The sequence below is a fragment of the Undibacterium sp. genome (assembly GCF_030683615.1).
GTDB lineage: Bacteria > Pseudomonadota > Gammaproteobacteria > Burkholderiales > Burkholderiaceae_D > Undibacterium > Undibacterium umbellatum.
This window is the reverse complement of the sequence record NZ_JAUXQE010000022.1, coordinates 303,470-317,731: the sequence shown is the minus strand read 5'-3', so window position 1 is coordinate 317,731 and position 14,262 is coordinate 303,470. Positions and strand designations below refer to the sequence as shown.

At 51.5% G+C, this 14,262-nt stretch carries 14 protein-coding genes; 7 read left to right on the top strand and 7 right to left on the bottom strand.

Annotation, left to right across the window (positions count from 1 at the left end):
* The first annotated feature begins 148 nt into the window (after positions 1-148).
* From Q8K39_RS12945 to Q8K39_RS12915, 7 genes are all read left to right on the top strand, one after another.
* A complete protein-coding gene (locus tag Q8K39_RS12945) occupies positions 149-1,579 on the top strand; it encodes a hybrid sensor histidine kinase/response regulator (RefSeq protein ID WP_305260736.1) in 1,431 nt (476 codons plus the stop codon).
* Positions 1,580-1,877: 298 nt separating this feature from the next.
* On the top strand, positions 1,878-2,105 hold the full coding sequence (locus Q8K39_RS12940) for a hypothetical protein (RefSeq protein WP_305260734.1): 228 nt from the start codon (positions 1,878-1,880) through the stop codon (positions 2,103-2,105).
* A 46-nt stretch (positions 2,106-2,151) separates the two neighbouring features.
* Entirely contained in the window at positions 2,152-3,096 is a 945-nt protein-coding gene (dapA, locus tag Q8K39_RS12935) for a 4-hydroxy-tetrahydrodipicolinate synthase (RefSeq protein WP_305260732.1), read from the top strand.
* 23 nt (positions 3,097-3,119) lie between these two features.
* Positions 3,120-3,767, top strand: a complete 648-nt coding sequence (locus Q8K39_RS12930) for a hypothetical protein (RefSeq protein WP_305260731.1) — start codon at positions 3,120-3,122, stop codon at positions 3,765-3,767.
* Positions 3,768-3,783: 16 nt separating this feature from the next.
* Positions 3,784-4,113, top strand: a complete 330-nt coding sequence (locus tag Q8K39_RS12925; protein WP_305260729.1) for a hypothetical protein — start codon at positions 3,784-3,786, stop codon at positions 4,111-4,113.
* A gap of 3 nt (positions 4,114-4,116) precedes the next feature.
* Positions 4,117-4,311 (top strand): hypothetical protein, encoded by a 195-nt coding sequence (locus Q8K39_RS12920; protein WP_305260727.1) that lies wholly within the window; start codon positions 4,117-4,119, stop codon positions 4,309-4,311.
* A 76-nt stretch (positions 4,312-4,387) separates the two neighbouring features.
* The gene (locus Q8K39_RS12915) at positions 4,388-4,801 is read left to right on the top strand and encodes a hypothetical protein (RefSeq protein ID WP_305260725.1); all 414 of its coding nucleotides are present in this window, start codon (positions 4,388-4,390) and stop codon (positions 4,799-4,801) included.
* A gap of 145 nt (positions 4,802-4,946) precedes the next feature.
* Here the strand turns inward: Q8K39_RS12915 and Q8K39_RS12910 are convergent, their stop codons facing one another.
* From Q8K39_RS12910 to kdpF, 7 genes are all read right to left on the bottom strand, one after another.
* Positions 4,947-5,681 carry a TorF family putative porin gene (locus tag Q8K39_RS12910; protein ID WP_305260723.1) on the bottom strand — a complete coding sequence of 245 codons (735 nt, stop codon included), beginning with the start codon at positions 5,679-5,681 and terminating at the stop codon, positions 4,947-4,949.
* Positions 5,682-5,778: 97 nt separating this feature from the next.
* Positions 5,779-6,486 carry a two-component system response regulator KdpE gene (kdpE, locus tag Q8K39_RS12905; RefSeq protein WP_186954359.1) on the bottom strand — a complete coding sequence of 236 codons (708 nt, stop codon included), beginning with the start codon at positions 6,484-6,486 and terminating at the stop codon, positions 5,779-5,781.
* Positions 6,487-6,500: 14 nt separating this feature from the next.
* Positions 6,501-9,218: a two-component system sensor histidine kinase KdpD gene (gene kdpD, locus Q8K39_RS12900; RefSeq protein ID WP_305260722.1), complete on the bottom strand. Its 2,718-nt coding sequence runs from the start codon at positions 9,216-9,218 to the stop codon at positions 6,501-6,503.
* Between the two features lie 57 nt (positions 9,219-9,275).
* A complete protein-coding gene (gene kdpC / locus Q8K39_RS12895) occupies positions 9,276-9,860 on the bottom strand; it encodes a potassium-transporting ATPase subunit KdpC (protein WP_186954357.1) in 585 nt (194 codons plus the stop codon).
* Between the two features lie 27 nt (positions 9,861-9,887).
* Positions 9,888-12,056 (bottom strand): potassium-transporting ATPase subunit KdpB, encoded by a 2,169-nt coding sequence (gene kdpB / locus Q8K39_RS12890; protein ID WP_305260721.1) that lies wholly within the window; start codon positions 12,054-12,056, stop codon positions 9,888-9,890.
* A gap of 76 nt (positions 12,057-12,132) precedes the next feature.
* Complete coding sequence (gene kdpA, locus Q8K39_RS12885; protein WP_305260719.1) at positions 12,133-13,941, bottom strand: potassium-transporting ATPase subunit KdpA; 1,809 nt, start codon at positions 13,939-13,941, stop codon at positions 12,133-12,135.
* Positions 13,941-14,030 carry a K(+)-transporting ATPase subunit F gene (kdpF, locus tag Q8K39_RS12880; protein ID WP_110254457.1) on the bottom strand — a complete coding sequence of 30 codons (90 nt, stop codon included), beginning with the start codon at positions 14,028-14,030 and terminating at the stop codon, positions 13,941-13,943. The genes kdpA and kdpF overlap by 1 nt, the downstream gene beginning before the upstream one ends.
* Positions 14,031-14,262: the final 232 nt, after the last annotated feature.

The following is a 14,262-nucleotide window of genomic DNA, read 5'->3' as shown; positions in this document are numbered from 1 at the left end:
CTACATTGTGGATAACAATGTGGGGTTTTTACCATTGTGGGCAAGAATTCCCTTAAAAAACACATACTTAGGTATTTCAGCTCTTGCCCGAACTGGCAGTTACGCTCATTATGCCTCCCCATACCGATTTTCGAACGTGACTTGAATAATGTCTCATTTCCGCACTTGCCAGCTGACCGCTTTTGCCATGCTAACCTGCCACTGGCAGGTGGCCAGTGCGACTGTACCCGCCAATGGCAGTGCGTCACCCTGCTGGCAGAGTCTGTGGATTTGGCTGGGCGCAGCAATGCTCGCTCTGGTCATCATTACGACTGTCTATCTATGGCATGTGCGCACCCTGAAAAAACAAAAGCAGGACCTTGAAGCTGAGATCAAGCTCAGGGCCATGGAAGTCAGTGCCCAAAAAGAGGAACTGGAAAAAGTCAATCTGGCCTTGTTAAAAGTGAACAAGCGCCAGGAAGCGCAGCAAAGTGAGCTGACACGTTTTCTTGCTGTTGCCAGTCATGATTTGCGCCAGCCCATGCATGCACTGAATTTGTACCTGGGTGCACTGACCAATTTTGAACTGCCTGCCGCAATGCGCCCTGTCGTCAATAATCTCAGGCATTGCGCACGCACCATGGATGATATGTTTGCCAATCTGCTGGACTTGTCACGTCTGGATGCGCAAATCGTGGAACCACAATTAAAGGAATTTGCCATCGCAGAAGTGTTAGGAAAACTCGATGTGGAGTTCACACCGCAGGCCTTGGCCAAGGGGCTTCAATTCCAGATTCATCACAGCCTGGCTATCGTCAACAGTGACGCCGACCTGGTCGAACAAATCCTGCGCAACCTGATTGCGAATGCAATACGCTATACACCAACTGGCCACATCGTGGTCAATTGTCTTGAGTTTGACCAGCAGTTGCAAATTGCGGTGGAAGATACTGGCATCGGCATCTCCACACATGATCAGGAAACCATTTTTGAAGAATTTTTCCAGGTCGAAAGAAAACAGGAATCCAGACGCAGCACCATGGGCATGGGCCTGGGTCTGGCAATCGTGCAAAGACTGGTGCGGCTCCTGAACATCCCTATTAAGCTGCAATCGCAACCTGACCACGGCTCGACATTTGCTATCGGCCTGCCACTGGCTGCCAGCCAGGAAATGACGGACAAGCATGGCCGCAGCAAAGCCAGCAATTCGGCATCGCTGCTGCAAGCCCTGATCGTCGTCATTGATGATGATGAAAACATACTGATGGCCATGCGTGGCTTGCTGGAACGATGGGATGCACGCGTCATCACTGCTACCTCAGGCGCAGGCGCGTTGGCACTGTGCAGCGAAGAAATTAAAATCCCTGATTTACTGATCTGTGATTACCGACTGAAACTCAATGAAAACGGCATCGACGTCATCAATAATTTCAGGGAAGAATTCAATCACCTGATTTCTGCAATATTGATCACTGGCGATATCTCGCCACAGTTATCAGATGACGCAAAAGCAGCTGGATTGATACTGATGCACAAGCCCATACAAGCAGAAAATTTGCATGGGACTCTGACACAATTGCTCAACGAAGCGAAACAGTGAAGTTAAAATAGGGAACACAAGGATGAAAAGAATTTACATCATGTTTACGATTTTCACCCCTAATTTTTAGAGAATATTTACGCCGCGACTGCTAATCTTGAATTGTGTCAAACAACACGAGATTACGATGAATCAGCATCCCGGTCACACATCTGAAAATTATTCAGACGTTTTAAAATCATGCAAGCGCGAAAAATTTTTATTTGAAAATCATCGCCATCGCAAAAGCGCCTATGCGCTGCAGCAACCCCTGGTCACGTACAAGACGCCTGTAAAATTGGTACAAAATGATTTCGTCATGCGTATCACGGTCGACTCCGAAAGTATCACGGAATTGCGCCATTTGATACTGAAGTCTTGCGGTGACCTGGTCTTGTTCATGCGCGTCAAACCGATAGACCATGCCAGCAAAATGAAGGTATGGCTATGTCTCAGCAAATCTTCGGTCGATACCATCATCAGCCATATCATGCGCGTCTTACCGCAAGCAGAATTTGGAAAAATCACGCCACTTTTGGCAGCCTGAATCAAAAACATAGCGATTCAATCATTCACTTTAGAAATTATTCATCATGTCTATTTACGAAGGCATCTGGGTTCCGCTCGTCACGCCATTTAATCAGGGCAAACCTGATCTGGATAAAGTGCAGCAACTGGCCACGCAATTGATTGCTGCAGGCATACGTGGCCTGGTAGTTTGCGGCACCACAGGCGAGGCGGCGACCCTCACTGAAAATGAGCAAGGCCAGCTATTGTCAGCGGTGCTGGAAGTAGCGAAGAATTCTTGTCCGGTACTGATGGGTATCAGCGGTAGCGACACACGCTTGCTGGCAGAAAAAGTGCGGGCATATACCAATCAACACCTGCAAGGTTTTTTGCTGAGTGCGCCATCTTATTTGCGCCCTTCGCAAGAAGGTGTGCGACTGCATTTCGAGACTATCGCAAGAGCGACTGAGAAAGACATTGTTCTATACAACGTCCCTGCCAGAACAGGTGTGAATATCGATCTGAGTACCGTCATTGCATTGGAAAAGCAGACGAACATCGTCGCCATCAAGGAAAGCGGTGGCAACCTGACGCAAATGATGGGGCTGGTGAATTGCAGTCATCTGACGGTATTGTGCGGTGATGATGGCATGTTGATGGACACCCTGAGTATGGGAGGACAGGGTGCCATTTCTGCGGCCGCTCATGTCCAGCCTCATCTGTTTGTGCAATTGCTTGAGTTGATGCGAACTGAACATTACCCTGAAGCACAGGCTTTGTTTACAGAATTGCAGCCTCTGATACGTTTGCTGTTTTCTGAATCCAATCCAGCTCCCGTCAAGGCTGCACTGGCCTTGCAGGGCTTGATACAGGAAGAGCTACGCCTGCCTATGACAGCCATGTCCTTGACAGGAAAAATAAAACTGGCGAACGAGCTGGAAAGATTGGCGAACTTGTCTTTGCCGGTTAAACCCAAGACCCTGTCTATTCCTGCCTCCGGCCAATTCCGCTCCCTGCGCATGGTGCGCTGAACTCTTTGACTGTACCACCACTTATGATAATCACCATTGCACATGGCGCGGGCGGCCGTGCCAAGTCCATCGTCGCTGACAACCTTGCTGCCTTGAGGACGCTGTCAGGCAGCAAGCTTATCTTGCTGGACAATGATGCCCGTCATGCCTCCCTGAACTGGAGCATCATGCGCCGATACTCTGGTACTTGCACTCCAGTCATGGCGCGTCAGATCAGTGGCAAGGGCATGCAGGCAGAATTGGAGAATCTACGTTTTCACTATCATGACATCGTCATCGATGCCGAGGCACGCGATTGCATGGGTAGCCGTAGTGCCTTGCTTGCGGCACATGTCACCATCCTGGTGATTGATCTGGATCAGATTGATCAATTGCAAGAAGCAGAATTGAGCGCACGCATGCAGATTGCCCAGGCCGCCAATCCCCGCATGCGCACCTTGATCGTCATGAGTTGCGAGGATGCTTTTCCCGCGAAAGAAAAAGTGTTAAGGGTCAGAAATTTTGTCAGCCAGCTCAGAGCCACAGAATTATTTCCTCACCCCATACTCTGCAGCAATGGCCTCAATCAAGCCTATGAACAAGGCCTGGCAATAAGTGAGTACCAGGCAGCCGATCAAGAGGTGGTATATGGCATGACAGAATTGTTCAGCATGGTATTCACCACCCATTAGCAGCAAGAGATTCTACATGAATAGCCAATTTTTCCTGGTCTTTGTCATGCTCTTGCTAGTCATCTTCGCACCGGCCGTGACGCCATTGCCCGCTATTGGCTGGACTGTCTATTCCCCGCACATTTTCCTGCTTGTATTGTGGACATACGTTTGTGTCACCATGCTCTCCATGTTGATCGCACAGCAAACTGACAAGTTTTCAAGGGGCAAGAAATACAGTGTGCTGGTCGTAAGCTTGCAGAAATTTCTGGCCCTGATTCTCGTGCTAGTGGCAGTGCAATACCTGCTTTCGAGCTTGTCGGCACACCCAGGGACTATGCCCTTACTACTCGGACGTGGTGCTTGAACCATGATATTGACAATCGTTGGTGACAGCATGGCACCTGGCCAGGAAATCAGCGCCACCTGGCTGGCCAGGCGCCGTGCTTTGGCCGGCAGGAATGTCTTACTGCTTAAGGCTATGCTGAACAAGTATCCGAATAACGACATTACCTTTGATAAGTCATTGATTCACAAAGAGGTAAAATTTACGAGCAGGACTTAATCAGCGTAGCCTTAAGCAAAACTGCGCGAAAAAGCAGGCAAACCAGTACACCAGGGAACGCGACCATGCTGACTGGTTGCGTACAGAAATGAAAGCTGGTGCCAGGTCCAGTGAACTGGCGAGTGATCTGGTGGAGCAGGAATTGGCAAGTGAGAATAATGCGTTTCACGACATTATTATCGATATTCCCAAACCTTTCTATGCCGACGCAAAAACCGTCCTGGCCAATAGCGGCCTGTTGATATTTCACATGGAGCTTAACTTGTGGAATAAGGAAAGGCAGGCAAATTTACTCAAGTGCATCAGGCACGCCCGTAGATCGAATGCCGAACTGCCCGTGCTTATCATAGTCGACAAAATTACCTGTATGCAAAGCCAGAGTTTTGTCAGTAAAATCGCCCATAGTCTGACGAACATCAGGTTCATATACCTGGACGTAGCTGGTGATTTAGCTTTGGTCAATCTGTACAGGGCGGTTTATTTATCATAAATCACCCTGAATATGCTGAGCCAGGCTCGAAGCTGGCTCAGCACGCGCAACTTAGAACCTGTTCACGATCTGTAGCGAGCGGGCGTCAGCGGGAGTAGCACATGAGCCCCGATCACGCACGCGCAGTAAGATCGTGAACGGGTTCTTAGAAAGTCTTGCTGACACTCACTACCAAGGCTGTCTTGCCGAGGAATTTTCCATTCGCTGGAGAAGCATAAGCAACTTCACCGGCATTGGTACCGATTACTGCCACGGCACCTGTGACGATACCAAAATCCTTGGTCAGGCCCAGCTTCCAGTCTGTATAACTAAAAGCACCATTGTTCTTGACTTGTTGACGGCCCGCATGCAGATTCAGCGTCAGACCACTGCTGATTTCTACATTCGCGCCCAGATCCAGATAGCCACTATTTTTGCTGTCAGCAAAGCCGAACAGGTTGGTGACTGAATGCGAATACTTGGCATAGGCCGGGCCATAGGAAACTTGTCCATAGATTTCTGTAGTGTTGGCGCTCACAGCAAGGCCATTCGATGGATAGACATAGCTCAGCACGCCTACGTCATAGTCGAAGTCCTTGGCGATTTCACCGCGCTTGCCAGCGTACAGATCAATTTCTACATCGCCACCACCACCGGCATCCTTGGTCCATTTGATGGTCGATGCCCATGCGCCGACATAGAAGCCGCTGCGGTTATGTGTATAGTCTGCACCACCCTGCAATGCTGCTTGCAGGCGAGTTTGTGAAATCCCTCGATAGCGATAGTCAGAAGTCACTGCTGCGTTGTAGCTGACTTCATGCTCAGGTTTGGTATCTTCTGCACTGGCGTATCCGGCAAGAAAAACTGTATTGATGGCTGCTGCCATGATGATTTTTTTCATATTGAGTCCTCTCAAAAAAGTATTTGCAAAATTCAAGGATGCAAAAGTCCCACCGGCGAGCAAAGGCTGCTGCCGGTTATTCAGATTCGTAGGTAATTTAAGTTGGCAAGTGCAAGCGATAACCTATCGCTGTCTCGGTCAGCAGATAACGCGGTTGCGCCGGGTCATCTTCCAGTTTCTGTCGCAAATGCCCCATGTAGATGCGCAGGTAATGGCCGCTTTCGGAATGACTGGGACCCCAGACCTCACGCAGTAATTGCGGGTTGGTGACGACCCTGCCGACATTGGTGACCAGAACCATCAGCAGGCGGAATTCTGTTGGTGTCAGTTTCACCATAGCTCCTGCCTTGGTGACTAGGCGGGCTTTCATATCGACCTTGACGTCACCAAATTGGACTATGCCATCCAGATTGACGCCAGGCTGGCGCTGCCGCCGGAAGGTGGCACGTACCCGTGCCAGCAACTCACCAACACCAAAAGGCTTGCTGAGATAATCGTCGGCCCCGGCATCCAGTGCCTTGATCTTGTCTTGTTCACTGACGCGGGCAGACAAGACGATGATGGGTACGTTCGACCATTTGCGTACATCCAGGATGAAATCTATGCCGTCGCCATCTGGCAGACCAAGGTCAAGGATGATGAGGTCAGGCTGGCGCGTACCGGCATCCACCAGGCCGCGTTGCAGGTTGACGGATTCGTGGACTTGCCATTCTTCTTCCTCCAGCGCATTGCGCACGAAGCGGCGGATTTGCGGTTCATCTTCCACCAATAAGGCAACTGGCATTGCTTGGTTAGTTGTATTCATTTTGAGTGTTCTGATTATTCTTCCAGGTCCGGCATTGCTGGCGGAGTGCCCAGGGGCAGGGTGAAGACAAAGCAGGCACCGCCATTGGGCGATGCGGCTGCATGCATGGTTCCCTTGTGGGCCGTGATAATGGCGCGGCAAATTGCCAGCCCCAGGCCAACGCCAGGCAGGGCAGATTCACGTTCACCACGGGTAAATTTTTCAAATACGGCTTCTTCACGTCCGGCTGGCAAACCCGGCCCATTGTCATACACCTTGGCTTCCAGCACGCTGCCATTGAGTTCGGCTGCAATGCTGATGAGAGAATTGGCGGGCGTATATTTGCAGGCATTTTCCAGCAAATTACACAATACCCGCTCTATCAGCACGGCATCAAAATTGATCAGTGGCAAAGCGGCTTGCAGCCTGGTCTCCACTTTGTGCGTTTGCAATTGTTCGCTACAGATGCGTAGCGAAGTGCCAACGATTTCTTCAAAGCTTTGCCATTGCAAATTCAATTTGACTTCACCACTTTCTATCCTCGCCATGTCCAGCAAATTAGTCACCAGGGCAGACAGGCGCAAGGTTTCGTCACGCAGGGCTTGCGCCATACGCAGTTGCGCATCTGCCAGCGCGGGTTTGGACATGGCCAGGGATTCGGAGATACCCACCAGTGAAGTCAGCGGTGTGCGCAAGTCATGCGAGAGGGCAGCCAGCAGTGAATTGCGCAGGCGTTCGGATTCCATATGGATCAGGGCATCTTGTGCGACTTCGATATAGTGCACGCGTTCCAGCGCGATTGCTGCCAGGGCGGCAAAGGTATCGAGTTGCTGCCTTTGCTCGGGGATCATGATCCAGCGCTTGCTCTCAGGTTGTATCGCCAGCAAGCCACGGGTGCGCATGGGTGCCACCAGTGGCAAATAAAAGAAATTGCTGGCGGGCAGGGTGTCTGTACCTATACCTGCTGCTTCGACCTTGTCAAAAGACCATTGCGCTATGCCCATGTCCAGACCATCGACTGGTAGGGCTGGTGCTTGCAAGTGCCCGCCATCATCAGGCAATAACAGGGTTGCCTGCGCACGAAATGCCCTTTGTATGATAACTTGCGTGGTTTCTGAAATCTGCTCTGCCAGTAGCACACCGGATAAGTCGCGGGCAAATTCATACAGCGCCCGTGCCCGCGATTCCCTGTGTGATGCCACCCTGGCCTGGTAGCGCAAATCAGCAGTCAGGTGACCGGTGATCAGACCCACCACCAGCATGACGGCAAAGGTCATCAAATACTGAAAGTCGCTGACCGCGAAAGAAAAACGTGGTGGTACAAAAAAGAAATCGAATACGGCAATACCAATAATCGTTGACAGTACCGAAGGGCCGCGGCCAAATTTCACCGCCACCAGCACCACCGTCAATAAAAACAGCATGGCGATATTGACCAGATTGAACACCTCGAATAAAGGTGTGGCAATCAAACCGGCCGCAACACTGGCCAGGGCTGCATACACATAACGCCAGTGCCGCGCCGGTACGCGTGGGCTGGCAAACTCACCGATGTTGTCAGATACCGTATTTTTTTCATTTTCAGTGTCTGTAGTACTTGCCCGGCTTTGTCCAACCTCGATTAAATCCAGATCAGGTGCATAGACGGCTATGTTCTTCAGATGTGAAGTGTGCTGCCACGCAAAACGCCATTTACTGCTGCTGTTTCGTCCTAGCACAACACGTGAAAAATTATGGCTGTGCGCATATTCAACGATGGCCAGCGCAACATTTTTGCCGGTTAACACTGCCGTAGTCGCTCCAAGATCTTGCGCCAGTTTCAGTGTCTTCAAAATACGTTCACGCTGTGCTGATGGCAGACGCTGCAATTGCGGGGTTTCGACATAAACGGCGTGCCATTCTGCACTCATCTGGCTGGCCAGCCGGGCAGCACTGCGCACCAGATGGTCGGCATCACCATCTGGTCCTATGCAGGCCATCAGGGCGGCATCGGTCTTCCAGATGCTGCCTATTGATTTTTCTATGCGATAAGCCTGTACATCATCTTCCACCCGGTCGGCGGTGCGGCGCAGAGCCAGCTCGCGCAAGGCGATCAGATTACCTTTGCGGAAGAAATTCTTGGCGGCGCGTTCTGCCTGCGGGAGTTGATAGACGCGACCAGATTTGAGCCTGGCCAGCAATTCATCGGCCGGGATATCCACCAGCACGACTTCATCAGCCTCATCAAAAACCTTGTCAGGCAGGGTTTCATTGACGCGTATGCCGGTAATGCCACCGACTACGTCATTGAGACTTTCCAGATGCTGTACATTGACAGTGGTGTAGACATCAATACCGGCACTCAGCAATTCATCGACATCCTGCCAGCGCTTGGGATGACGTGAACCAGCGGCATTGGAATGCGCCAGTTCATCCATCAGGATCAGGGGGGGATGGCGTTCCAGTGCTGCATCTATGTCAAATTCACTGAGAGTCTTGTCGCGATAGGGTATCGCCCTGGGCGGTAAGACTTCCAGCCCATCGACCAGCGCAGCAGTTTCATCACGCCCATGGGTTTCTATGACACCGACCAACACTTGATGGCCTTCAGCAATCAGCTTGCGCGCGGCCGTCAGCATGGCGTAGGTTTTACCCACGCCAGCGGAGGCTCCAAAATAAATGCGCAACTTGCCACGCATGGCCCTGCGTTCTTGCTCCTGCACGTGGGCAAGCAAAACATCAGGGTCAGGGCGTTGTTCGCTGTTGATGGCCATATTCGTGTTGATCGTTAAAACTACTTACTTGCGAAGTATATAGATGAGCAAGCTATCTTACTTGCTCGCCTTGTCCAGTGCCAGATTCAAAGCCAGCACATTCACCCTGGCTTCGCCTAGCAGACCCAGCATGGGCTGTTGCGTCAACTGGTCTATGATAGCCTTGACTTGCGACTCTGGTAGCTTGCGTTCACGTGCGACCCTGGCAAGCTGGTAATTGGCGGCTGCCAGACTGATTTCCGGGTCGAGGCCACTGGCCGATGCTGTCACCAGATCAACCGGGATTTTTGCAGTATTGCCAGGGTCCGCGGCTTTCAGCGCTTCGATCCTGCCTTTGACCGCATCAATCAGTGCCGGATTTGTCGGGCCCAAATTGGAACCACTGGATCCGCCAGCATTGTTTGACATAGGGCCAGTCGCAGATGGCCTGCCCCAGAAATACTTGGGTGAAGAGAAGGACTGCCCTATCAGGGAAGAGCCGACGGTTTTGCCATCTTGCACGATCAGGCTGCCTTCAGCCTTTTCATTAAAAAGGACCTTGCCTACGCCTGTCATGGCGAAGGGATAGATGACGCCAACGATCAGTGTCAGACCGGCAAACAAGACCACAGCAGGACGAAAATTTGAATTACTGGTACTCATGATATTTCCTTATGGATCAGGATAGCTTCAAGCCAGGTGTAAAAGGGTCAGAATGACATCGATAAGCTTGATGCCCACAAAAGGCAGAATGATGCCGCCCAGGCCATAGATCAGCAGATTGCGGCGCAACAGCATTGATGCACCGATGGCGCGGTATTTCACGCCCTTCAAAGCCAGCGGGATCAGGAAGACAATGATCAGGGCATTAAAGATCACCGCAGACATGATGGCTGAGGACGGGCTGGTCAGATGCATGATGTCCAGCGCCTTCAACTGTGGATAAGTGGCGACAAAGGCAGCCGGGATAATCGCAAAATACTTGGCGATATCATTCGCAATCGAGAAAGTCGTCAGCGAACCGCGCGTCATCAGCATCTGCTTGCCGATTTCGACGATTTCCAGCAGCTTGGTAGGATTGGAATCCAGGTCCACCATATTACCCGCTTCTTTTGCCGCCTGCGTACCGGATGCCATGGCCACAGCCACGTCAGCCTGTGCCAGTGCCGGTGCATCATTGGTGCCGTCACCTGTCATGGCAACCAGGCGACCATCGGCCTGGTAACTGCGAATCAGCTTGAGTTTGTCTTCTGGCGTGGCTTCAGCCAGGAAATCATCGACACCGGCTTCGGCAGCAATCGCCGCTGCTGTCAGCTTATTGTCGCCAGTAATCATGATGGTCTTGATACCCATGCGGCGCAGTTCGGCAAATCTTTCCTTGATGCCGCCCTTGACGATGTCTTTCAACTCTATGGTACCCATGACCTTGCCATCATCCACTACCACCAGCGGTGTACTGCCACGGCGGGAGATGTCTTCCACCACGCGCGTTACTTCGGCAGGGAAAGGGCGACCCATGGATTCAACAAATTTCCTGACTGAATCAGCGGCACCTTTACGTATCTGGCGGTTAGCGATATCGACGCCACTCATGCGTGTTTGTGCGGTGAATTGCACGAATGTTGCATTCAGGCTGGCCATTTCACGTTCACGCAGGTTATAGCGCTGTTTGGCGAAGATGACGATGCTGCGTCCTTCCGGGGTTTCGTCTGCCAGTGAAGCCAGTTGGGCAGAGTCGGCCAGTTGTGGCAGTGTCACGCCAGGTGCAGGGAAAAAGTCAGACGCCTGACGGTTACCGAGAGTGATCGTGCCGGTTTTGTCCAGCATCAATACATCAACGTCACCGGCAGCTTCCACGGCACGACCAGAAGTGGCAATCACATTGGCCTGCATCATGCGGCTCATGCCAGCCACACCAATGGCAGACAGCAAGCCGCCTATGGTAGTTGGGATGAGGCAGACCAGTAAAGCGATCAGGACAGTAATGGAAATGGGACTTGAAGCAATCCCTGCTGCCTTGGCTGCATCCACGCTGAACAGTGAGAAAGGCAGCAAAGTCACTGTGACAACCAGGAAGATGATGGTCAGGGCGACCAGCAAAATGGTCAGGGCAACTTCATTAGGTGTCTTTTGACGTTTGGCACCTTCCACCATGGCGATCATGCGGTCGATGAAGGCTTCGCCTGGATTGGAGGTGACTTTCACCACCAGCCAGTCAGACAAGACGCGGGTACCGCCAGTCACGGCAGAAAAATCACCACCAGATTCACGTATTACGGGCGCAGACTCACCAGTGATTGCGCTTTCATCGACAGTGGCCACACCTTCTATGACTTCACCATCGATAGGGATGACATCATTGGCTTCGACCAGCACCACATCGCCTTTGCGCAAATCATTGGTAGATGCAGGCAGCCAGCTAGTGCCATGTTTTGGTACGGACAGTTTTTTTGCCATCACTGTTTGCTTCAAGGCACGCAAGGAAGCAGCCTGGGCCTTGCTGCGCCCTTCTGCCAGTGCTTCGGCAAAATTGGCAAACAGGACGGTGAACCAAAGCCAGATGGAAATGGCCAAGATGAAGCCGGGACTGGCTTCGCCTTCGCTAATCAGTGACTGTATATACAATAAGCTGGTGATGATACTGCCTACGTAGACAACAAACATCACTGGGCTGCGCAGTTGCGTGCGTGGGCTGAGTTTTTTGAAAGAGTCGACAATGGCAGGCATCATCAGGCTGCTATCAAACAGCGACAAGCGTGGCTTGTTGCCAGATATGGTATCTCCAGCTTGTCCGGCAGCGGGTTTAGCGCCTCCATTGACTTTGCTATCGATCGATTTTTGTACACTGGTACTAGACATGAAAATCCCCTTAAACTACGGGCAGAGCTGAATGAGAGCGCATTCCAAATGCTGCTGTCATTCAGACTTCCCCAAATTATTTCGCGATGAGTTGCAGATGTTCAACGACTGGTCCCAAAGCTAGGGCGGGCACATAGTTGAGCACACTGATCAGCACCACGGTACCTACCAGCAAGGCAATGAACATCGTGCCATGAGTAGGCATGGTGCCGGCATTGGCTTCCAGACGTTTCTTGCCAGCCAGTGAACCGGCTATCGCCAGCACGGGCACGATCATGGCAAAACGGCCAAACCACATGGCAATCGCCAGCATGATGTTGTAGAAGGGCGTATTCGCACTCAGACCGGCAAAGGCACTGCCATTGTTATTGGCGGCTGAAGTAAAGGCATACAGCACTTCAGAAAAACCATGGGCACCGGGATTCAGGATACCGGCCCTGCCAGCCTCCGACATGACCGCTATCGCCGTACCAGCCAACACCAGGACCGGTGTCACCAGGATGGCGATGGAAGTCATCTTCATTTCAAATGCCTGGATTTTCTTGCCCAGGTATTCTGGGGTGCGACCTATCATCAGTCCGGCGATAAACACCGCCAGTATGGCGAAAATCAACATGCCATACAGGCCACTGCCAACACCACCAAACACCACTTCACCAAACTGCATCAGCACGATAGGTACCAGACCACCAATAGGCATGAGGGAATCATGCATGGCATTCACGGCACCGCAAGAAGCTGCTGTAGTCACCGCAACAAACAGGCTGGAGGCGCTGATGCCGAAGCGGGTTTCCTTGCCTTCCATATTGCCACCGGCTTGCAGAGCTGAACTCGCCTGGTCGATATTCATGCTGGCCAGTACAGGATGGGTCTGCTGTTCAGAGAACATGACTGTGAGCGTCATTGCTACAAACAATATCGTCATCGCCGTCAGCACGGCCCATCCCTGGCGCATATCACCCACCATGTGGCCGAAGGAAAAGCACAGCGCAGCAGGGATCAGGAAGATAGCGATCATCTGCATGAAATTGCTCAGATAGCTGGGGTTTTCATAGGGATGTGCCGAATTGGCATTGAAAAAGCCGCCACCATTCGTGCCCAGCAACTTGATCGCTTCTTGTGAAGCAACCGGGCCCATGGCCAGGGTTTGGGTGCTTGTCGTCAGGGTTTCCATGACGGGTGCGCCCTTGTCATCTTTCAGAGGCTGGCCGTCAGTGCCGACTTTGGCCTGGCTATAGCTCACGGGATCAATCAATTGCACTTCTTTATAGCCAGAGAAATTCTGGATCACGCCCTGGCCCATAAGAAATACGGCGAAAATAACAGAAAGGGGCAGCAAGAGATACAGGGTGGAGCGCGTAATGTCAGTCCAGAAATTACCTATGGATGTGGCTGAATGACGGCTGAAACCGCGTATCAGGGCAAACACTACGGCGATGCCGGTCGCTGCAGAAAAGAAATTTTGCCCGGCCAGTGCCAGCATCTGGGTCAGGTAACTCATGGTGGCTTCACCGGCATAACCTTGCCAGTTGGTATTGGCAACAAAGCTGACAGCGGTATTGAGTGAAGAATCCATACTGACATTGGCCAGACCTTGTGGATTCAAAGGCAGCCAGGCTTGCAATCTCTGCACCGCATAGACAGCAAGCGCACCCAGGGTGTTAAAAATCAGCAGGGCAACCGCATATTGCTTCCAGCCCATACCAGTATCAGACTTGACGCCTGCCAGACGGTACAGGGCTTTTTCCAGCCAGCGTAACCAGCTCATGCCTGGTACGCTGGCCTGGTCATCAGCGATTTTGGCGATGAATTTACCCAAAGGGTAGGACAAGATAAGCAGTACACCTAAGAATAATACTAATAAAACAACTGATTGAGTAGTCATCACAGCTCCTCGGCATTCAACAAGGCTGCGATCAGATACACGAACAAGGCAGCAGCCACTACCGTGCCCAGGATGTAGAAGGGATTCATGTTTTTGCTCCCAGAATGTCGCAGGCCTGCACCAGTGCCCAGACCAGCAGGAAGAAGATTCCCATGCCTGCGAGATATAAAAATTCCATTAAATATTCCATGCTTTACTCCTTGGTTTTTACACTTTGAAGCATAGTCAGAAGCATGTAAAAAATTCGTAAAGACTTAAATGAGAGGCGTAAACAAGATGTAAAAATTCGGCAGAAGCAGGATGTGACGATGCCTTTTTATT